We start from the raw sequence: 18,448 nt of genomic DNA, 5'->3' as shown, positions 1-18,448 counted from the left end.
GCAGTAAACGTCGGCGATGATTTTGGCGCATCGAAGGTGCGTCGTAGGGAAGGTAAGCAAGATGGTACAGGTGAGAGCACACCAGCCGATCAACACCGACGGCAGTATCAATCTCGAGGCATGGCTGGACCATGCCATCAGTGTCGACCCGGCACTGGACCGTGAAGCCTTGAAAGCAGCCTGCGAGTTCGCTCGTGAGTCTGAGCAGCAAGACAATGCGGCCAAGAACCTGTGGGCCGAAGGCACTTCAAGCTTTCGCACCGGGTTGGAAATCGCCGAGATCCTCGCCGATCTCAAGCTGGACCAGGATTCGCTGATCGCCGCCGTGCTCTATCGCGGCGTGCGTGAAGGGCATATCCCGTTGCCCACCGTCAGCCAGCGTTTCGGCACCGTGGTGGCCAAGTTGATCGACGGCGTGCTGCGCATGGCGGCGATCAGCGCCAGCCTCAGCCCGCGCCAGTCCATGGTGCTGGGCACCCAGGGCCAGGTCGAGAACCTGCGCAAGATGCTGGTGGCGATGGTCGACGACGTGCGTGTCGCCCTGATCAAGCTGGCCGAGCGTACTTGCGCGATCCGGGCGGTGAAGACCGCCGACGACGAAAAACGCAACCGCGTCGCCCGCGAAGTCTTCGACATCTATGCGCCGCTGGCGCACCGCCTGGGTATCGGCCATATCAAGTGGGAACTGGAGGACTTGTCCTTCCGCTACCTCGAACCCGATCAATACAAACAGATCGCCACGCTGCTGCACGAGCGGCGGCTGGACCGTGAGCGCTTCATTACCGATGTGATGAACCAGCTGCGCTCCGAGTTGCAGGCCACCGGCGTCGAAGCCGACATCAGCGGCCGCGCCAAACACATCTATTCCATCTGGCGCAAAATGCAGCGCAAGGGCCTGGCCTTCAGCCAGATCTACGATGTGCGTGCGGTGCGCGTGCTGGTGCCGGAAATGCGCGACTGCTACACCGCGCTGGGCATCGTCCATACCCTGTGGCGGCACATCCCCAAGGAGTTCGACGATTACATCGCCAACCCCAAGGAAAACGGTTATCGCTCGTTACACACAGCGGTGATCGGCCCCGAGGGCAAGGTGCTGGAAGTGCAGATCCGCACCCACGCCATGCACGAAGAGGCAGAACTGGGGGTGTGCGCGCACTGGCGCTACAAGGGCACCGACGTCAAGGCCGGGTCCAACCAGTACGAAGAGAAAATCTCATGGCTGCGCCAAGTGCTGGAATGGCACGAAGAACTCGGCGACATCGGCGGCCTGGCCGAACAGCTGCGCGTGGATATCGAGCCGGACCGGGTCTATATCTTCACCCCGGACGGGCACGCCATCGACTTGCCCAAGGGCGCCACGCCGCTGGACTTCGCCTACCGCGTGCACACCGAGATCGGCCACAACTGCCGGGGCGCCAAGATCAACGGGCGCATTGTGCCGCTCAACTACAGCCTGCAGACCGGTGAGCAGGTCGAGATCATCACCAGCAAGCACGGTACGCCGAGCCGTGACTGGCTGAACCCGAACCTGGGCTACATCACCACGTCGCGAGCGCGGGCGAAGATCGTCCACTGGTTCAAATTGCAGGCGCGCGACCAGAACGTCGCGGCCGGTAAAACCTTGCTCGAGCGCGAATTGGCGCGCCTGGGCCTGCCCCAGGTGGACTTCGACAAGCTGGCCGAAAAGGCCAACATGAAGATTGCCGAAGACATGTTTGCCGCCCTCGGTGCCGGCGATTTGCGCCTGGCCCAACTGGTCAACCTGGCCCAGCAACTGGTCGAGCCGGAACGCGGCAGCGAACAGCTGGAACTGATCCCACGCAAGGCCACCGGCTACAAGCCAGGCAAGCGTGGCGATATCCAGATCCAGGGCGTGGGCAACCTGATGACCCAAATTGCCGGCTGCTGCCAGCCGCTGCCGGGGGACGCCATCGTCGGCTATATCACCCAGGGCCGTGGCGTGAGCATTCACCGCCAGGATTGCGCCTCGGTGCTGCAACTGGGCGGGCGTGAGCCGGAGCGGATCATCCAGGTCAGTTGGGGGCCGGTGCCGGTGCTCACTTACCCGGTGGACATCGTCATCCGTGCCTACGACCGTTCCGGTTTGCTGCGTGACGTGTCGCAAGTGCTGCTCAATGAGCGGATCAACGTGCTGGCGGTCAATACCCGCTCGAACAAAGAGGACAACACCGCGCTGATGTCCCTGACCATCGAGATTCCGGGGTTGGACGCACTGGGGCGGTTGCTGGGGCGGATTTCCCAGTTGCCGAATATCATCGAGACGCGGCGTAACCGTACCCCATGATTAGCGGGATGAACGCGGACTAAAAAAATGTGGGAGCGGGCTTGCTCGCGAATGCGGTTTGTCAGTGCCGGATGCAGTGGCTGACCTACCGCTTTCGCGAGCAAGCCCGCTCCCACATTTGATCTCTAGCGTTCCCACTTCAGCGGAAAGAGACCGATGTATTCACTAGAAGACCTGCTGCATTTGATGAACCGCCTGCGGCACCCGCAATACGGGTGCCCGTGGGACATCAAGCAAACCTACGCCACCATCGTCCCGCACACGTTGGAAGAGGCCTACGAAGTCGCCGACGCCATTGAGCGCGGCGACTTCGATCACCTGCAGGGTGAGCTGGGCGACCTGTTGTTCCAGGTGGTGTATTACAGCCAGTTGGCGCGGGAAGAAGGGCGCTTCGAATTTGCCGGGGTGATCGACAGCATCACGCGCAAGCTGATCCGTCGCCATCCCCATGTGTTCCCCACCGGCGACCTGTATGCGCCGCTGGATATCCCACAGCTGAGTGAAGAACAGGTCAAGGAACGCTGGGAGCAGATCAAGGCTGAGGAGCGTGCGGAAAAGTCCGACGCGCCGGAGCAACTCTCCCTGCTGGATGACGTGCCCACGGCGCTGCCGTCCCTGTCCCGCGCCGCCAAATTGCAGAAGCGCGCCAGCCAGGTTGGCTTCGACTGGCCGTCGGCCCTGCCGGTGGTGGATAACGTGCGCGAAGAGCTCGATGAAGTGCTCGAAGCCATGGCCGACAACGATTCTGCGGCGATTGCCGATGAGGTCGGTGACCTGCTGTTCGCGGCGGTCAACCTGGCCCGTCACCTCAAGGTCGACCCGGAAACCGCGCTGCGTGGCGCCAATGCCAAGTTCGAGCGACGCTTCCGATTTATCGAACAGGCATTGCGCGATACGCACCAATCCATAGAAGATTGCACCCTCGAAACGATGGACGCCCTGTGGGGCGAAGCCAAACGTCAGGAAAAGAATGTGTCCAGCTGCGGTTGAGCAGTTGCCTAAGTGAGTAAGCACCATGAGCCTTTCCCTTCGCGACCAGTTGCTCAAAGCAGGTCTGGTCAACCAAAAGCAGGCCAAGCAGGTCGGCAAAGAGAAACAGAAGCAGCAGCGCCTGGTCCACAAAGGCCAGATCGAGGCGGATGACACCCAGGCCCGCCTGGCGGCTGAGGCGCAGGCCGAGAAGGTCAAGCGCGACCAGGAACTGAACCGCCAGCAGCAGGAAAAAGCCGAGGCCAAGGCCCGCACGGCCCAGGTCAAGCAACTGATCGAGACCTCGCGCCTGCCCAAGCTGACCACCGAGGACTATTACAACTTCGTGGACGACAAGAAGGTCAAGCGCCTGTCGGTCAACACGCTGATGCGCAACAAGCTGAGCAACGGCTCCCTGGCGATCGTGCACCACGGTGGCGGTTATGAGGTGATCCCGCGTGAAGCGGCGCTGAAAATCCAGGAACGTGCACCGGAGCGTATCGTCCAGCTCAACATCCTGACGGAAAGCCAGGTGCCGGATGAGGATGATCCATACGCGGCCTACCAGATTCCGGATGACCTGATGTGGTAAGGCAGTAGAAACGAAAAACCCCGCTTAACAGGCGGGGTTTTTATTTGTAGGAGCGAGCTTGCTCGCGAAAAACGTCAACGATAACGCGTGTAGCCTGAATGAGCGCGGTGCCTATGAGTTTTTCGCGAGCACGCTCGCTCCTACAGTATGGGGTTAACGACTTTCTGACTGGCGTCTCATCTCAAGGGCTTCGAGCTCGTTTTTATAATTATGAGCGTCGCTCTCGTTGTGAAACATGCCGACCAACAGGTCTTGCTGGTGTACATCCCAGATGTGAATCCCATGGCCCAGTGCTTCGTGGGACATATGTTCGTCGTCGCGTTCAGTTACTTTTACAGTCATCTGCTTGCTCCAATCTCTGGTGAGTCTGCGGCAAGTCGTCGCAGGCCTTTGTTATATGATTTGTTAGCTTGCTAAGTAAACCGACTTTTCGCGCAACAAATCATTGCAGCAAACGCAACAGTGCTGCAGGCCGCGTAAACCGCGACATTGCGCCGCAGGGTGCTGAGTTTTATGACAAAAGTTTCATGTTCAAGTCAGGCCTTGAACCCTTTGTTGGCCCGGCTATCTCCATCGGGGGCAAGCCCCCTCCCACGTTTTGATCGGTGAACACAACCAAGTGTGGGAGGGGGCTTGCCCCCGATAGCGGTAGAGGTTTCAACACTGAATCCATGGGCGAAAAAAAGCCCCGCATTCGCGAGGCTCTCTGTTCCAGCTACCGATCAGCTACCTTTGACAGCCTTACCGTCAACGGTGCCGTCCTGCAGCATGATGTTGTATTCCTTGCCGTCGGTTTCTACCTGGCGCAGGGCAACCAGGATGCCGCCCTGGTCCTTGGCAAACCACATCTGGGTGATGCGCTTGCTCTGCGTCGGGTCACGCACGCGCTCGACCTTGATCGCGTCAATGGAGCCAACCTTGGTCTGGACCTTTTCCGGGCCGATCACGCGGAAGTCGTAGGTGTCGACGTCGGTGCCTTCGACCACGTTGTAGCTCATGCTCTTCTTGCCGGCAGCCACGTCGCGCTGCAGGGCCAACTGGTAGGTCGACTTGTCGAGCATGCCGCTTTGCAGGGGCACGTTGACCGGGTCTTTGTTTTCAAAGCCGGTGACTTTCTTGGCGGTCTGGTCGAAGTCCAGATTGATCTTCTTCGCCTTGCCCAGGCCGCCGCGTTCGAAGGTGTAGCTCTTCGGTTGCAGGGTGTCCTTGTCAAACAGGATCACGCTGGTTTCGGTGAGGCTGGCGATCATCATGGAAGCCTTGAAATTCAAGGTCCAGGAGCCGTCGCCGTTCTTGGCCAGGCTGCGTTCGGCCGAACCACTCATGGGCAACTGTTTCCAGTCGGCGGTGTAGCTGACGGAGAAGGGGTGAAGGTCTGCTGCTTGCACGGCTGGCAAGGCGAACAGCGCAAAAGCGAAGAGCAAGGCGCGACGCATAAAATCTCCTAGGTTCGAATCAAGTGGCCGCTGGCCGCGAGTAACTGACCGTCCAATAATGCACCCTGGTCACCAAGAATCAACCGCCCCTCGGCAAACCAGCGAACGGCCAGCGGGTAAATCCTGTGTTCCTGGGTGTGAACCCGTTGCGCAAGCGTCTGCGCCGAGTCGTCAGACTCTACCGGAACCACTGCCTGTACGACCAGAGGCCCGCCATCGAGTTCCTCGGTGACAAAGTGCACGCTGCAGCCATGCTCGCTGTCGCCGGCCTCGAGCGCACGCTGGTGCGTGTGCATGCCTTTGTACTTGGGCAGCAGGGAAGGGTGGATATTCAACAGGCGCCCTGCGTAATGCCGCACGAAGTCAGCGCTGAGGATGCGCATGAAGCCGGCGAGTACCACGAGTTTGGGGTTGAAGGCGTCAATCAGTTCGATCAAGGCACTGTCGAAGGCCTCGCGGCCCTCGAAAGCCTTGTGATCCAGCGAGCGGGTGTCGATACCCGCGTCCCTGGCGCGTTGCAGGCCGTAGGCGTCGCTGCGGTTGGAGATCACCGCAGCAATGCGCACCGGGCTGTCGCCGGTGCGCGTGCTGTCGATCAGGGCCTGCAAGTTACTGCCGGTGCCGGAGAGCAGCACCACGACATCACAGGTCTGAGACATTAATGAGCCTTGAGGTTCTTCAGCTCAACCTGAGCCGCGCCTTCGGCAGCGGTGGCGATCTGGCCGATGACCCAAGGCTGCTCGCCGGCTTCGCGCAGTACGTTCAGTGCGGTTTCAACGTGCTCCTGAGCCACGCAGATGACCATGCCGACGCCGCAGTTCAGCACGCGGTGCATCTCGGTTTCGTCGACGTTGCCTTTCTCTTGCAGCCAGTCGAATACTGCCGGACGCTGCCAGCTGGCCACGTCAACGATGGCCTGGGCGCCTTTTGGCAGCACGCGCGGGATGTTGTCCAGCAAGCCACCGCCGGTGATGTGGGCCATGGCCTTGACTACGCCGGTGTCCTTGATCAGCTTGAGCAGTGGCTTGACGTAGATGCGGGTCGGGGCCATCAGCAAATCGGTCAGCGGCTTGCCGTCGAGCTGGGTGTTCTCGATCTCGGCACCGGACACTTCGATGATCTTGCGGATCAGCGAGTAACCGTTGGAGTGCGGGCCGGAGGATGGCAGGGCCAGCAGGGCGTCACCGGCAGCGACTTTGGAGCCGTCGATGATCTCGGCTTTTTCCACGACACCGACGCAGAAGCCGGCCAGGTCGTAGTCTTCGCCTTCGTACATGCCTGGCATTTCAGCGGTTTCACCGCCGACCAGGGAGCAACCCGACAGTTCGCAACCAGCGCCGATGCCGGTGACCACTTGTGCCGCGGTGTCCACATTCAGCTTGCCGGTGGCGTAGTAGTCGAGGAAGAACAACGGCTCGGCGCCGCACACCACCAGGTCGTTGACGCACATGGCGACCAGGTCGATGCCGATGGTGTCGTGCTTGTTCAGGTTCAGTGCCAGGCGCAGCTTGGTGCCCACGCCGTCTGTGCCGGACACCAGGACAGGCTGCTTGTAGCCGGCCGGGATTTCGCAGAGGGCGCCAAAACCGCCCAGGCCGCCCATGACTTCGGGGCGCGCAGTGCGCTTGGCGACGCTCTTGATGCGTTCGACCAATGCTTCACCGGCGTCGATGTCTACACCGGCGTCCTTGTAGCTCAGGGAGGGTTGCTTGCTCATGATCCAGGCCTTTAGGGGGGATTTCTGGGTAACGACCGAGCGGGCAGGCGCTTTTGGTAAAAGGCCCAGCCGTTGACGGTCTGCGAAGGCGCGCGATTTTATCAGGCTTGAGGGGCAGCGGCCATCCTCGGGCCGACGGGCAGGGGCATATAGGTAAAAAAGCCGGTTAAAAAATGCAAATCGGCCCTGCCTTGACGTGTATTAAGGTATAGCCTTTAAACCGCTATCGTTATGACAGTACAAAAACTGCCACGACCCTGTGAATGTTTTACCGGTCGCTGTGGTCACAGCCTTGCCAAGCCGAGTTCACGCGGTCTGTTCCAGCCGCTAAATTTGTCGTTCGGGAATCTTTCATGCGTTTGTTCAAGTTTTTCTTTGTAGGCTGCTTGTCGTTGGTCAGCCTGGCGAGTCATGCCGAAACCCTCAATGGCCTTTATCAAGTACTCGAGCCCGTCAGCAGCCAGTCGCCGCAAGAGCGCGACCAGGCGACCCAGCGCGCCGTGCAGACCCTGGTGATTCGCTTGACCGGCGACGCCAAGGCCGCCGATGGCCCGGGCCTGGCGGCCGTTCGCAAGGACCCGCAACAAATCATCAGTCAGTACGGCTACGACGCAGGCCCGCCGGAAAGCCTGCAAGTGGATTTCGACCCGGTGAGCACCGATCGCGTGCTGCGGGAAGCGGGCCTGTCGATCTGGGGCAGCAATCGGCCGTCGATCCTTGGCTGGTGGCTGAACGACTCCACCGAAGGCAGCAGCCTGGTGGGCGATGGCCAGACCGTTGCCCAGGCGCTGCGCCGTGCGGCGCAACACCGAGGTTTGCCGCTGCGCCTGCCGCTGGGTGACCTGGATGAGCAGGTGGTCGCCACCGCACCGAATCTGGAAAGTGCCGACGCCACACCGCTGCGTGCGGCCTCCGAGCGTTACGGCGCCGACGCCTTGCTGGCGGTGCATGCGCGTCAGGAAGGCAGCCAATGGCTGGCCAAATGGCGTCTGTGGCTGGGCGACAAAAGTGAGCAAGGCACGGCGCAAGGGGCCGACACCGGCGCCGTGGCCGACGCGGTGATGCTGGCGGTCAGCCAGAAGCTGGCGCCGCGCTTTGCGGTCAAGCCCGGCGTGAGCACCGAACAATTGCTGGAAGTGCAGGGCATGACCCTTGAGCGTTATGCCGCGCTGGGGCATCTGCTGGAGCCTTTCGGCGGTCAGCCGCAGTTAGTGGATGGCAATCGCATCGTGTACCGCGTCAACGGCAGTGCCGATCAGTTGCGTACTCAGTTGAGCCTGGCCAAGTTGCAGGAGATTCCTGCGGGTGAAGCACCGGTCCAGCAACCCGTGGCGGAGGGTGAGCAGCCGGCTGCTGCACCAGAACCTCAGGCGCAACTGCGTTTTCGTTGGTAGCAGTTTTCTTCTTTATATAGATGGAGTGGTTTATGGCGGATACGCGTCGTTGGGTGTGGCTTGGCGGGTTTGTCCTGCTGTGCGTTTTTGTGTTCCTGCTGCATTCGATCCTGACGCCGTTCCTGGTCGCGTTGCTGCTGGCTTACCTGTTCGATCCGGTGGTGGACCGTCTGGAGAAGGCAGGGTTGTCGCGGACCTGGGGCGTGGTGGCGGTGTTCGCCCTGTTTACCTTGATCATCACGGCGTTGGTGCTGGTGCTGGTGCCGATGCTGGCCAAGCAGTTGTTCCGCTTGTATGAGCTGGCGCCGCAGATGCTCGATTGGCTGCAGCACACGGCAATGCCATGGGCCCAGGCCAAGCTGGGGCTGGCGGATGGCTTCTGGAAGTTCGACAAGGTCAAGTCGGCCATCAGTGAACATATGGGTCAGACCACCGACATCGTCGGGGTCATCCTCAGTCAGGCGACGGCGTCCAGCCTGGCGTTGATCGGCTGGCTGACCAACCTGGTGCTGATCCCGGTGGTGGCGTTCTACTTGCTGCGCGACTGGGACATCATGATGGCCAAGATCCGCAGCTTGCTGCCGCGCAACCGTGAGGAACGCATTGTCTCGCTGGCCGAAGAGTGCCATGAGGTGCTTGGCGCCTTCGTGCGCGGGCAGTTGCTGGTAATGTTGGCCCTGGGGATCATCTACGCTGCTGGCTTGATGGCCATCGGCCTGGAGCTGGGCCTGTTGATCGGCCTGATCGCCGGCCTGGCCGCGATCGTGCCTTATATGGGCTTTGTGATCGGTATCGGCGCGGCGCTGGTGGCGGGCTTGTTCCAGTTTGGCGGTGACCTTTACCCGATGCTGGGGATCGTGGCCGTATTCATGGTCGGCCAAGCGTTGGAAGGCATGGTGCTCACGCCGTTGCTGGTGGGGGATAGGATTGGCCTGCACCCGGTGGCGGTGATCTTTGCGATCCTGGCGGGCGGTGAGCTGTTTGGTTTTACCGGCATCCTGCTGGCACTGCCGGTAGCGGCGGTGATCATGGTGCTGGTGCGCCATGTGCACGATCTGTACAAGGATTCGGATGCGTATACGGGGGTTGAAGATCCCGACTTGTAACCCTTTCTTCACAAACCCGGCCAACGCCGGGTTTGTCTTTTCTGGGAGCGGTCCGTCAAACAATCTGCATAAATCCAACAAGTTAACGCAAACCTTTGATTTTGCTTGGGGTCTGTTGCATTGTGCGCCCGGCGTCACGGGTATAAACTTTGCAAACTTTACACAGAGGCCACTAACGGTTCGTTTGGAGCCGTTCAGTCAGCATGAAACCGATTCAGCTGCCCTTGGGTGTGCGTCTGCGTGATGACGCCACCTTTATCAACTACTACCCAGGCGCCAATGCCGCTGCACTCGGCTATGTCGAGCGGCTCTGCGAAGCCGACGCCGGGTGGACCGAAAGCCTGATCTATCTGTGGGGCAAGCACGGCGTAGGGCGTACCCACCTGTTGCAGGCTGCGTGCCTGCGGTTCGAGCAGATGGGCGAACCGGCGGTGTACCTGCCGTTGGCTGAGTTGATGGACCGCGGTATCGGCATCTTCGACCATCTTGAGCAATACGAGCTGGTGTGCCTCGACGATCTGCAAGCGATCGCCGGCAAGGCGGATTGGGAAGAAGCGCTGTTTCACCTGTTCAACCGCTTGCGTGACAGCGGTCGGCGGCTGCTGATTGCCGCGTCGACTTCGCCCCGTGAGTTGCCGATCAAGCTGGCCGACCTCAAGTCGCGGATGACCCTGGCGCTGATCTTCCAGATGCGCCCGCTGTCCGACGAAGACAAATTGCGTGCCCTGCAACTGCGCGCATCCCGTCGCGGCCTGCACCTCACCGACGAGGTCGGGCACTTTATCCTTACTCGAGGCACCCGCAGCATGAGTGCATTGTTCGATCTGCTCGAACAGCTCGACCAGGCCTCCTTGCAGGCCCAGCGCAAGCTGACCATCCCCTTCCTGAAAGAAACCCTCGGTTGGTAACCAGCCCTTTGTTTTCGCGGCTTTCGGCAAATTCCAGGCGCCAGAAAACCTGCGTTTTAGCCGGTTTGGCCACGCAAAAGGCAGGTAAGGGGTGTTAAGGGCTTAGATGTCATAGTCCAAACAAGAAGTCACATAGACCACGATTGAATTTGCAAATCGATGTGATAGAAGGCATAGTCTCGACTTCTTTACATATCAGCCACGGTCGTGCCCATGCTAAATCGCTTCGCACCCCTCGTGCCCCTCGCACTCGTTACCCTGTTGTTTGGTTGCGCCTCCCACCCTCAGCAGGTGGCAGATCAGCAAAAACCACAGGTTCAAAATCAGGCAAAATTCGTTGCTGCTCAATCTGCCTCTGTTTATGAGGAAGAAGTTGCAACGGAAAAGGAACTGGCCGACTTCGCCGGCAACAAGCCTTACCAGCTTCCAGTCCTGGCCGACAGCATCCTCGAACGCGGCATGTCCCTGATCGGTACCCGTTACCGCTTCGGTGGTACCTCTGAAGCCGGTTTCGACTGCAGCGGTTTCATCGGCTATCTGTTTCGTGAAGAGGCCGGCATGAACCTGCCGCGTTCCACTCGCGAAATGATCAACGTGAATGCACCGTTGGTCGCACGCAACAACCTCAAGCCCGGTGATCTGCTTTTCTTCAGTACGGCAGGCCGTGGTCGTGTCAGCCATGCCGGTATCTACCTGGGCGATAACCAGTTTATCCACTCCAGCAGCCGTCGCAGTGGTGGTGTCCGGGTCGATAACCTGGGTGACAGCTACTGGAGCAAAACCTTCATCGAAGCCAAGCGCGCACTCGCCATGGCCCCGACGACGGTTACCGCTAGCAAGTAAACTTAAAGTGATACTTGAAGTTTGACGTGTAAGCGCTAGAATCCCTGGATATTGTTGTAATCCGTTCGCGCGAGCTTTGCTTGCGCGTTCTGGTTTTCAGCGTTCGGCAGCGAAAGCCGCATCCAGACCAGGATTGTTCTGCACATGTCGACCTCGGCCCGCCTGATTCTCATTGTTTGCGCCGCGCTCCTCAGCGCCTGTGCAAGCCGCACGCCGCCGCCCGCTCCCGTAGCGGTGAAGCCCAAGCCGGTGTTCAACTATTCCACCCAGAATTTCTCGCCTGCGGCCGAAGACGTGCTCTTCCGTGCGCTGGGCCTGGTCGGCACGCCTTACCGTTGGGGCGGCAACACGCCGGACTCCGGGTTTGATTGCAGTGGCCTGATCGGGTTTGTCTTCCGCGATGCCGCTGGTATCTCCCTGCCGCGTACCACCCGCGAACTGATCGTGATGCGCGCCCAGGATGTCAGCGAACAGAACCTGCAGACCGGCGACTTGCTGTTCTTCGCCACCGGTGGCGGTTCCCAGGTCAGCCACGCCGGGATCTACGTGGGTGAAGGCCGGTTTGTGCATGCGCCGCAAACCGGCGGCACGGTGAAGCTGGATACGCTGTCCAAGGCCTATTGGCAGAATGCCTACCTGAGCGCCAAACGCGTGTTGCCGGGCAACCTGGCACGCAATCCTTAGCGCCAGACTCGAATCAAAATGTGGGAGGGGGCTTGCCCCCGATAGCAGTGTGTCAGCTAAAGATAAATGGGCTGATCCACCGCCATCGGGGGCAAGCCCCCTCCCACAGTTGTTTTGTGTCGACTTCAAGTCGCTTTAATTGACGCTCCACCCCCAACCTACTACCCTTCGCCGCTTGTTCCAGGTGCTCTGTGACCCACGGGTCGACGGAGTGAAACAGGGAAGCCGGTGAGTGAGCGCACTTCTACACAGTGCCGCCGCGATTCCGGCGCTGCCCCCGCAACGGTAAATGAGTCAAGACGCTGCCTTTTGCCACTGTATCGCCTGCGATATGGGAAGGCGCAGCGTTGGCCTGCCTTCAACCCGCACGCCACTCATGAGCCCGGAGACCGGCCTGCAACATCCAACAGCATCACGGTGGGCGATGCTTGGCTGTCTGTTGTTCTTTTTTCCTGCCCGCCGTTTTTGTCCAGCCCCAACGGAGAGCTGCCATGACCGATTCCCCCGACCGCGACGAACGCCACCTGGCGCGCATGCTGCGCAAAAAAGCCGTGATCGACGAGCGCATCGCCAACTCCCCCAACGAATGCGGCCTACTGCTGGTGCTGACCGGCAACGGCAAAGGCAAGAGCAGCTCCGCGTTCGGCATGTTGGCCCGAGCCATGGGCCACGGCATGCAGTGCGGCGTGGTGCAGTTCATCAAGGGGCGCAACAGCACCGGTGAAGAATTGTTCTTCCGCCGCTTCCCCGAGCAAGTGCGTTTCCATGTGATGGGCGAAGGTTTCACCTGGGAAACCCAGGACCGCCAGCGCGACATCGCCGCCGCCGAAGCCGCCTGGGCGGTCTCCCGCGAATTGCTGCAAGACCCCTCCATCGGCCTGGTGGTGCTGGACGAACTGAACATCGCGCTCAAGCACGGCTACCTCGACCTGGACCAGGTCCTCAGCGACCTGCAAGCCCGTCCACCGATGCAGCACGTGGTGGTCACCGGCCGTGGCGCCAAACCCGAGTTGATCGAAATGGGCGACACCGTCACCGAAATGGGCATGCTCAAGCACGCGTTCCAGGCCGGCATCAAGGCACAGAAGGGCGTCGAACTTTGAATCAGCCCCGTCATTGCCCTGCCGTGTTGATCGCCGCTCCGGCGTCCGGCCAGGGCAAAACCACCGTCACCGCCGCGCTCGCCCGCTTGCACCGCAACTTGGGGCGCAAGGTGCGTGTGTTCAAATGCGGCCCGGACTTTCTCGACCCGATGATTCACGAGCGCGCCAGCGGTGCGCCGGTGTATCAGTTGGACATGTGGATGGTGGGCGAGGCGGAAAGTCGCCGTTTGCTGTGGGAAGCGGCGGGGGAGGCGGACCTGATCCTGATCGAAGGCGTGATGGGCCTGTTCGACGGCACACCCTCCAGCGCCGACCTGGCGCGACATTTCGGCGTGCCGGTGCTGGGAGTGATCGACGGCACGGCCATGGCGCAGACCTTCGGTGCGTTGGCATTGGGCCTGGCGCGCTATCAGCCGGATCTGCCATTCGCCGGCGTACTGGCTAACCGTGTCGGCACCCTGCGTCATGCGCAACTGCTGGAAGGCAGCCTCACCGAGGGCCTGCGCTGGTATGGCGCGTTGTCACGCGAGACCGGTATCGAACTGCCCAGTCGCCACCTCGGCCTGGTGCAGGCCAGCGAACTGAATGACCTGGATGTGCGCCTGGACGCTGCCGCGCAAGCCCTGGGCAGCAGTTGCGAAGTCGCCTTGCCGCCACCGGTGACATTTGCTGCGCCGCAAGTGATCGAGGCCGAACCCTTGCTCAAGGGCGTGCGCATCGCCGTGGCCCGCGATGAGGCCTTCGCTTTTACCTACGGTGCAAGTCTCGACCTGCTGCGCGCAATGGGCGCTGAGCTGGCGTTCTTCTCGCCGATTCACGATAGCCAGTTGCCCGATGCCGACAGTCTCTACCTGCCCGGCGGTTACCCGGAATTGCACCATCAGGCGCTGTCGGAAAACATCCCGATGCTTGAAGCCATTCGCGCTCACCACGCGGCCGGCAAACCCTTGCTCGCCGAATGCGGCGGCATGCTCTACCTGCTGGACTCGCTGACCGATGTCGACGGCATCCGCGCTGAACTGCTCGGCCTGTTGCAGGGCGACGCGGTGATGCAAAAGAAACTGGCGGCCCTGGCCCTGCAAAGCGTCGAATTGCCGGAAGGCACCCTGCGTGGCCATACCTATCACCATTCCCTGACCACCACCGAATGGCAGCCGATTGCCCGTGGCATGAGCCCCAACGGTGGGCGCGGTGCCGAGGCGGTATACCGGCAGGGGCGGATGACGGCGTCCTACGTACATTTCTATTTCCCATCCAATCCCCAGGCGGTGGCCGCATTGTTCGCGCCCGACCCAGCACTATGAGCGACAACGCCTTTCCCCAGGCCGACCGCGACGCTGTCTACCGTGCCATCGCCGAACGCCGCGACATGCGCCACTTCAGCGGCGGTACTGTCGCCCCCGAGCTGCTCCACCGCTTGCTCCAGGCCGCACACCAGGCGCCCAGCGTCGGCCTGATGCAGCCCTGGCGCTTTGTCCGCATCAGCGACCGCCAACTGCGTGGGCAGATTCAACAATTGGTGGAAGAAGAACGCGTACGCACCGCCGAAGCCCTGGGTGAGCGCTCCGATGAGTTCATGAAGCTCAAGGTCGAAGGCATTCACGACTGTGCCGAAGTGCTGGTGGCGGCGTTGATGGATGATCGCGAGCGGCACATCTTCGGGCGTCGCACCCTGCCGGAAATGGACATGGCGTCATTGTCCTGTGCTATCCAGAATTTGTGGCTGGCGGCGCGGGTCGAAGGCCTGGGCATGGGCTGGGTCTCGTTGTTCGAACCCCAGGCGCTGGCCGATCTGCTGGGCTTGCCGCCCGGCGCGAAACCCCTGGCCGTGTTGTGCCTGGGGCCGGTAGCCGAGTTCTATCCGGCACCGATGTTGCAGCTCGAAGGCTGGACCGAGCCTCGGCCATTGAGTGACATGTTGTATGAAAATACGTGGGGAGTGAGTCAATGAGTGTGGCCTTGCTGTGTGTCGCTGCAGTCGCGCTGGATGCGCTGCTGGGCGAACCCAGGCGCTGGCATCCGCTGGTGGCGTTCGGCAATTTCGCCGGGCGCATCGAGCAACGTTTCAACACCGGTGGCCGTGGCTGGCGCAGCCATGGCGTGACCGCGTGGTTTATCGCCGTGGTGCCGCTGACGTTGCTGGCCACGGCCTTGTCATGGGCGCCGTACATCGGCTGGGTGCTGGAGATCCTCGCGCTGTACTGCGCCCTCGGCATGCGCAGCCTTGGCGAGCATGTGATTCCGGTGGCCCAGGCGCTGCGCAGTGATGACCTGGAGGAAGCGCGCAAGCGTGTGAGCTATCTGGTCAGCCGTCAGACCAGCGAGCTGGACCGCACCGAAGTTGCCCGTGCCGCTACCGAGTCGGTGCTGGAGAACGGCAGCGATGCGGTGTTCGCTGCGATTTTCTGGTTTGTGGTGGCCGGCGTGCCAGGCGTGGTGCTTTACCGCCTGAGCAACACCCTCGACGCCATGTGGGGTTATCGCAACGAACGCTTCGAGCGCTTCGGCTGGGCTGCTGCAAAAATCGACGACGTGCTGAATTACATTCCCGCACGCCTGGTGGCGTTGACCTACGCGGTGCTGGGCAAGACGCGCCTGGCGCTCAAATGCTGGCGCACCCAAGGCCCGACCTGGGACAGCCCCAACGCCGGGCCGGTCATGGCCGCTGGTGCGGGCGCCCTGGGCGTGGAGTTGGGCGGCGCTGCGATCTATCACGGTGAAGTGCACCACCGCCCGCAACTGGGCGAAGGCCCGGCGGCGGATGCCGCTTCCATCGACCGGGGCTGGCAACTGGTGCAACGCGGCGTATGGTTGTGGCTGCTGATCCTATGCGCGGGGGCGCAATTCTATGCTTGAGCACGGTGGTCGGCTGCGCAAGGCCGCGATTCAATACGGGATAGCCGAAGCCGACTGGCTCGACCTGTCCAGCGGCCTCGCGCCTTGGCCTTGGCCGATCCCCGAGATCCCGTTGCGCGCCTGGGCGCGCCTGCCGGAAACCGACGACGGCCTGGAGCAGGCCGCCAGCGAATACTATGGCGCTGCGCATCTATTGCCGGTGCCGGGTTCCCAGGCGGCGATCCAGTTGCTGCCGCGGCTGCGTCGCGCGGGCAAGGTCGGCGTGCTGTCGCCGTGCTATGCCGAACACGCCGAAGCCTGGCGCCGTGCCGGTTATGTGGTGCGCGAAGTGCAGGAGCAGGAAGTCGACTTCTTTCTTGATGGTCTCGACGTGCTGGTGGTGGTCAACCCCAACAATCCCACCGGCCTGAGCCTGAGCCCGCAACGCTTGCTGGATTGGCACTCGCGGCTGGCCCAGCGCGGCGGCTGGTTGGTGGTGGACGAAGCCTTCATGGATGTGACCCCGCAACTGAGCCTGGCGGGCCAGGCGCATCAGGTCGGTTTGATCGTGCTGCGCTCGTTCGGCAAGTTCTTCGGCCTGGCCGGCGTGCGACTGGGCTTTGTGTTGGCCGAGCGCAAGTTGCTCAAGTTACTCGCCGAGCAGCTTGGTCCCTGGGCGGTCAGCGGGCCGACGCGGGTGCTGGGCCAAGCGTGCCTGCGCGACACGGCCGGGCATGCGCAGCAACGTGCGCGTTGCATTGAGGCGGGCCAGCGTTTGTTCGCGTTGCTGGAGCGCCACGGTTTTCCACCCCACGGCGGCTGCGCGCTGTTCCAATGGCTGATCACGCCCCATGCCGAACGTGTGCACGAATTCATGGCCCAGCGCGGCATTCTGCTGCGGCTGTTCGTGCACGACAGCAGCCTGCGTTTCGGCCTGCCTGACACCGAGGCCGATTGGCAGCGCCTGGACGAAGCCCTGGCCGCCTATAAGGACGCGACATGAGTACGCTGATGGTGCAGGGCACCACCTCCGATGCCGGCAAGAGCACGCTGGTGACCGCATTGTGCCGCTGGCTGGTACGCCAGGGCGTTGCCGTGGTGCCGTTCAAACCGCAGAACATGGCGCTCAACAGCGCCGTGACCGCTGAAGGCGGTGAAATCGGCCGTGCCCAGGCGGTGCAGGCCCAGGCCGCCAACCTGGCGCCCCATACCGACATGAACCCGGTGCTGCTCAAGCCCAACAGCGACACCGGCTCTCAAGTGATCATCCACGGCCGCGCCGTGACCACAATGAACGCAGTGGCCTATCACGACTACAAAGCCATCGCGATGCAAGCGGTGCTGGCCTCCCACGCGCGGTTGAGTCAGGCCTATCCCGTAGTCATGGTGGAAGGCGCTGGCTCCCCGGCGGAAATCAACCTGCGTGCCAATGACATCGCCAATATGGGTTTCGCCGAGGCGGTGGATTGCCCGGTGTTGCTGATCGCCGATATCAATCGCGGCGGGGTATTCGCCCATCTGGTCGGCACCCTGGAGCTGCTGTCACCCACGGAACAGGCGCGGGTCAAAGGCTTCATCATCAATCGTTTTCGCGGTGACATCGCGCTGTTGCAGCCGGGCCTGGACTGGTTGGAAGCGCGCACCGGCAAACCGGTGGTGGGCGTGTTGCCCTACGTGATGGACCTGCACCTCGAAGCGGAGGACGGCATCGACCAACGCCAGATCGACAAGGCGGCCCAGGTGCTCAAGGTGGTGGTGCCGGTGTTGCCGCGCATCAGCAACCATACGGATTTCGACCCGCTGCGCCTGCACCCCCAGGTGGATTTGCAATTCATTGGTCCGGGCCAGCCGATCCCTGCCACCGACCTGATTATCCTGCCGGGCTCGAAAAGTGTGCGTAGCGACCTGGCCTATCTGCGTGCCAACGGTTGGGACACCGCCGTGGCGCGGCACTTGCGCTATGGCGGCAAGGTGCTCGGCATTTGTGGCGGCTTGCAGATGCTCGGCGAGCAGGTACACGACCCGTTGGGCCTGGAAGGGCCTGCCGGCTCCAGTGATGGCCTGGGGCTGCTGGCGTTCAGTACCACGCTGGAAGAAGAGAAGCAGCTGCGCAATGTGCGGGGGCGCTTGTTGTTGGAGAATGCCGAGGTCAGCGGTTATGAGATCCATGCGGGCGTGACCTGCGGCGATGCTTTGTCGAATGCCGCCGTGCTGTTGGAGGATGGCCGCAGCGATGGCGCACAAAGTGCCGATGGGCAAATTCTTGGCACCTACTTGCACGGCTTGTTCGAAAGCCCGGCCGCGTGCAGCGCCTTGTTGCGCTGGGCCGGTTTGCAGGACGTGCAGGAAGTGGATTACCACGCCCTGCGCGAGCGCGATATCGAGCGCCTGGCTGATCTGGTGGAGAACCATTTGGATACTGAGTTGTTACGCAAACTATGTGGGATTTGACAGTGAGCGAATGCGCTGAGTATTTAACTGCTGCACTGCAACCCAAAGGTGGGAGGGGGCTTGCCCCCGATGGCGGTGCGTCAGTAGCCAATGGGCTGACTGGCG

At 61.7% G+C, this 18,448-nt stretch carries 18 protein-coding genes and 1 riboswitch; of the genes, 14 read left to right on the top strand and 4 right to left on the bottom strand.

Annotated elements, in window-relative coordinates; genetic code table 11:
* Positions 1–61 precede the first annotated feature (61 nt).
* The 3 genes from relA (at position 62) to BLR69_RS13075 (ending at position 3,866) form a co-directional block, all read left to right on the top strand.
* Positions 62–2,305, top strand: coding sequence for a GTP diphosphokinase (gene relA, locus BLR69_RS13085; RefSeq protein ID WP_071491326.1), 2,244 nt, complete (start codon positions 62–64; stop codon positions 2,303–2,305).
* Between the two features lie 156 nt (positions 2,306–2,461).
* Entirely contained in the window at positions 2,462–3,295 is an 834-nt protein-coding gene (gene mazG, locus BLR69_RS13080) for a nucleoside triphosphate pyrophosphohydrolase (protein WP_071493797.1), read from the top strand.
* Between the two features lie 25 nt (positions 3,296–3,320).
* Positions 3,321–3,866, top strand: a complete 546-nt coding sequence (locus tag BLR69_RS13075) for a DUF2058 domain-containing protein (RefSeq protein WP_010208656.1) — start codon at positions 3,321–3,323, stop codon at positions 3,864–3,866.
* Positions 3,867–4,019: 153 nt separating this feature from the next.
* On the opposite strand, the gene BLR69_RS13070 is transcribed toward BLR69_RS13075, so the two are convergent.
* The 4 genes from BLR69_RS13070 to purM all read right to left on the bottom strand — a co-directional run bounded on the left by BLR69_RS13070 (position 4,020) and on the right by purM (position 7,019).
* Complete coding sequence (locus BLR69_RS13070; protein WP_016976512.1) at positions 4,020–4,208, bottom strand: hypothetical protein; 189 nt, start codon at positions 4,206–4,208, stop codon at positions 4,020–4,022.
* A gap of 380 nt (positions 4,209–4,588) precedes the next feature.
* Complete coding sequence (locus BLR69_RS13065) at positions 4,589–5,302, bottom strand: DUF3108 domain-containing protein (RefSeq protein WP_058424959.1); 714 nt, start codon at positions 5,300–5,302, stop codon at positions 4,589–4,591.
* Positions 5,303–5,310: 8 nt separating this feature from the next.
* Entirely contained in the window at positions 5,311–5,961 is a 651-nt protein-coding gene (gene purN / locus BLR69_RS13060) for a phosphoribosylglycinamide formyltransferase (RefSeq protein WP_071493796.1), read from the bottom strand.
* Positions 5,961–7,019 (bottom strand): phosphoribosylformylglycinamidine cyclo-ligase, encoded by a 1,059-nt coding sequence (gene purM / locus BLR69_RS13055; RefSeq protein ID WP_071493795.1) that lies wholly within the window; start codon positions 7,017–7,019, stop codon positions 5,961–5,963. Before purM ends, purN begins: the two co-directional genes overlap by 1 nt.
* A 353-nt stretch (positions 7,020–7,372) precedes the next feature.
* Here purM and BLR69_RS13050 point away from each other — a divergent pair, with 353 nt between their 5' ends.
* The 11 genes from BLR69_RS13050 to BLR69_RS13000 all read left to right on the top strand — a co-directional run bounded on the left by BLR69_RS13050 (position 7,373) and on the right by BLR69_RS13000 (position 18,343).
* Positions 7,373–8,413 (top strand): DUF2066 domain-containing protein, encoded by a 1,041-nt coding sequence (locus BLR69_RS13050; protein ID WP_071493794.1) that lies wholly within the window; start codon positions 7,373–7,375, stop codon positions 8,411–8,413.
* A gap of 32 nt (positions 8,414–8,445) precedes the next feature.
* Positions 8,446–9,519 (top strand): AI-2E family transporter, encoded by a 1,074-nt coding sequence (locus tag BLR69_RS13045; protein WP_071493793.1) that lies wholly within the window; start codon positions 8,446–8,448, stop codon positions 9,517–9,519.
* A 203-nt stretch (positions 9,520–9,722) separates the two neighbouring features.
* Entirely contained in the window at positions 9,723–10,427 is a 705-nt protein-coding gene (gene hda, locus BLR69_RS13040; RefSeq protein WP_058424954.1) for a DnaA regulatory inactivator Hda, read from the top strand.
* A 213-nt stretch (positions 10,428–10,640) separates the two neighbouring features.
* Positions 10,641–11,270 carry a C40 family peptidase gene (locus tag BLR69_RS13035; protein WP_058424953.1) on the top strand — a complete coding sequence of 210 codons (630 nt, stop codon included), beginning with the start codon at positions 10,641–10,643 and terminating at the stop codon, positions 11,268–11,270.
* A gap of 144 nt (positions 11,271–11,414) precedes the next feature.
* Positions 11,415–11,954 carry a C40 family peptidase gene (locus BLR69_RS13030; protein WP_071491318.1) on the top strand — a complete coding sequence of 180 codons (540 nt, stop codon included), beginning with the start codon at positions 11,415–11,417 and terminating at the stop codon, positions 11,952–11,954.
* 165 nt (positions 11,955–12,119) lie between these two features.
* Positions 12,120–12,366: riboswitch (cobalamin riboswitch) on the top strand.
* Positions 12,367–12,445: 79 nt separating this feature from the next.
* Positions 12,446–13,057 carry a cob(I)yrinic acid a,c-diamide adenosyltransferase gene (gene cobO / locus BLR69_RS13025; RefSeq protein ID WP_010208674.1) on the top strand — a complete coding sequence of 204 codons (612 nt, stop codon included), beginning with the start codon at positions 12,446–12,448 and terminating at the stop codon, positions 13,055–13,057.
* On the top strand, positions 13,054–14,361 hold the full coding sequence (locus BLR69_RS13020; protein ID WP_071493792.1) for a cobyrinate a,c-diamide synthase: 1,308 nt from the start codon (positions 13,054–13,056) through the stop codon (positions 14,359–14,361). The genes cobO and BLR69_RS13020 overlap by 4 nt, the downstream gene beginning before the upstream one ends.
* Positions 14,358–15,008: a 5,6-dimethylbenzimidazole synthase gene (gene bluB / locus BLR69_RS13015; protein WP_071493791.1), complete on the top strand. Its 651-nt coding sequence runs from the start codon at positions 14,358–14,360 to the stop codon at positions 15,006–15,008. Before BLR69_RS13020 ends, bluB begins: the two co-directional genes overlap by 4 nt.
* Positions 15,005–15,913 (top strand): adenosylcobinamide-phosphate synthase CbiB, encoded by a 909-nt coding sequence (gene cbiB / locus BLR69_RS13010; RefSeq protein ID WP_071493790.1) that lies wholly within the window; start codon positions 15,005–15,007, stop codon positions 15,911–15,913. Before bluB ends, cbiB begins: the two co-directional genes overlap by 4 nt.
* Positions 15,906–16,895 carry a threonine-phosphate decarboxylase CobD gene (gene cobD, locus BLR69_RS13005; protein ID WP_071493789.1) on the top strand — a complete coding sequence of 330 codons (990 nt, stop codon included), beginning with the start codon at positions 15,906–15,908 and terminating at the stop codon, positions 16,893–16,895. Before cbiB ends, cobD begins: the two co-directional genes overlap by 8 nt.
* Complete coding sequence (locus BLR69_RS13000; protein WP_071493788.1) at positions 16,892–18,343, top strand: cobyric acid synthase; 1,452 nt, start codon at positions 16,892–16,894, stop codon at positions 18,341–18,343. Before cobD ends, BLR69_RS13000 begins: the two co-directional genes overlap by 4 nt.
* The last annotated feature ends 105 nt before the right edge of the window (positions 18,344–18,448 follow it).

It is taken from the genome of Pseudomonas azotoformans (genome assembly GCF_900103345.1).
GTDB lineage: Bacteria > Pseudomonadota > Gammaproteobacteria > Pseudomonadales > Pseudomonadaceae > Aquipseudomonas > Aquipseudomonas azotoformans.
The sequence above is the reverse complement of the archived record's forward strand: the minus strand, read 5'-3'. Positions and strand labels throughout refer to the sequence as shown.

Coding starts and splice junctions, on each gene's coding strand:
- BLR69_RS13070 (WP_016976512.1), bottom strand. CDS start 4,208: ATGACTGTAAAAGTAACTGAACGCGACGACGAACATATGTCCCACGAA.
- hda (WP_058424954.1), top strand. CDS start 9,723: ATGAAACCGATTCAGCTGCCCTTGGGTGTGCGTCTGCGTGATGACGCC.
- BLR69_RS13075 (WP_010208656.1), top strand. CDS start 3,321: ATGAGCCTTTCCCTTCGCGACCAGTTGCTCAAAGCAGGTCTGGTCAAC.
- BLR69_RS13030 (WP_071491318.1), top strand. CDS start 11,415: ATGTCGACCTCGGCCCGCCTGATTCTCATTGTTTGCGCCGCGCTCCTC.
- BLR69_RS13065 (WP_058424959.1), bottom strand. CDS start 5,302: ATGCGTCGCGCCTTGCTCTTCGCTTTTGCGCTGTTCGCCTTGCCAGCC.
- cbiB (WP_071493790.1), top strand. CDS start 15,005: ATGAGTGTGGCCTTGCTGTGTGTCGCTGCAGTCGCGCTGGATGCGCTG.
- cobO (WP_010208674.1), top strand. CDS start 12,446: ATGACCGATTCCCCCGACCGCGACGAACGCCACCTGGCGCGCATGCTG.
- purN (WP_071493796.1), bottom strand. CDS start 5,961: ATGTCTCAGACCTGTGATGTCGTGGTGCTGCTCTCCGGCACCGGCAGT.
- relA (WP_071491326.1), top strand. CDS start 62: ATGGTACAGGTGAGAGCACACCAGCCGATCAACACCGACGGCAGTATC.
- BLR69_RS13035 (WP_058424953.1), top strand. CDS start 10,641: ATGCTAAATCGCTTCGCACCCCTCGTGCCCCTCGCACTCGTTACCCTG.
- cobD (WP_071493789.1), top strand. CDS start 15,906: ATGCTTGAGCACGGTGGTCGGCTGCGCAAGGCCGCGATTCAATACGGG.
- purM (WP_071493795.1), bottom strand. CDS start 7,019: ATGAGCAAGCAACCCTCCCTGAGCTACAAGGACGCCGGTGTAGACATC.
- mazG (WP_071493797.1), top strand. CDS start 2,462: ATGTATTCACTAGAAGACCTGCTGCATTTGATGAACCGCCTGCGGCAC.
- BLR69_RS13050 (WP_071493794.1), top strand. CDS start 7,373: ATGCGTTTGTTCAAGTTTTTCTTTGTAGGCTGCTTGTCGTTGGTCAGC.
- BLR69_RS13045 (WP_071493793.1), top strand. CDS start 8,446: ATGGCGGATACGCGTCGTTGGGTGTGGCTTGGCGGGTTTGTCCTGCTG.
- BLR69_RS13000 (WP_071493788.1), top strand. CDS start 16,892: ATGAGTACGCTGATGGTGCAGGGCACCACCTCCGATGCCGGCAAGAGC.
- bluB (WP_071493791.1), top strand. CDS start 14,358: ATGAGCGACAACGCCTTTCCCCAGGCCGACCGCGACGCTGTCTACCGT.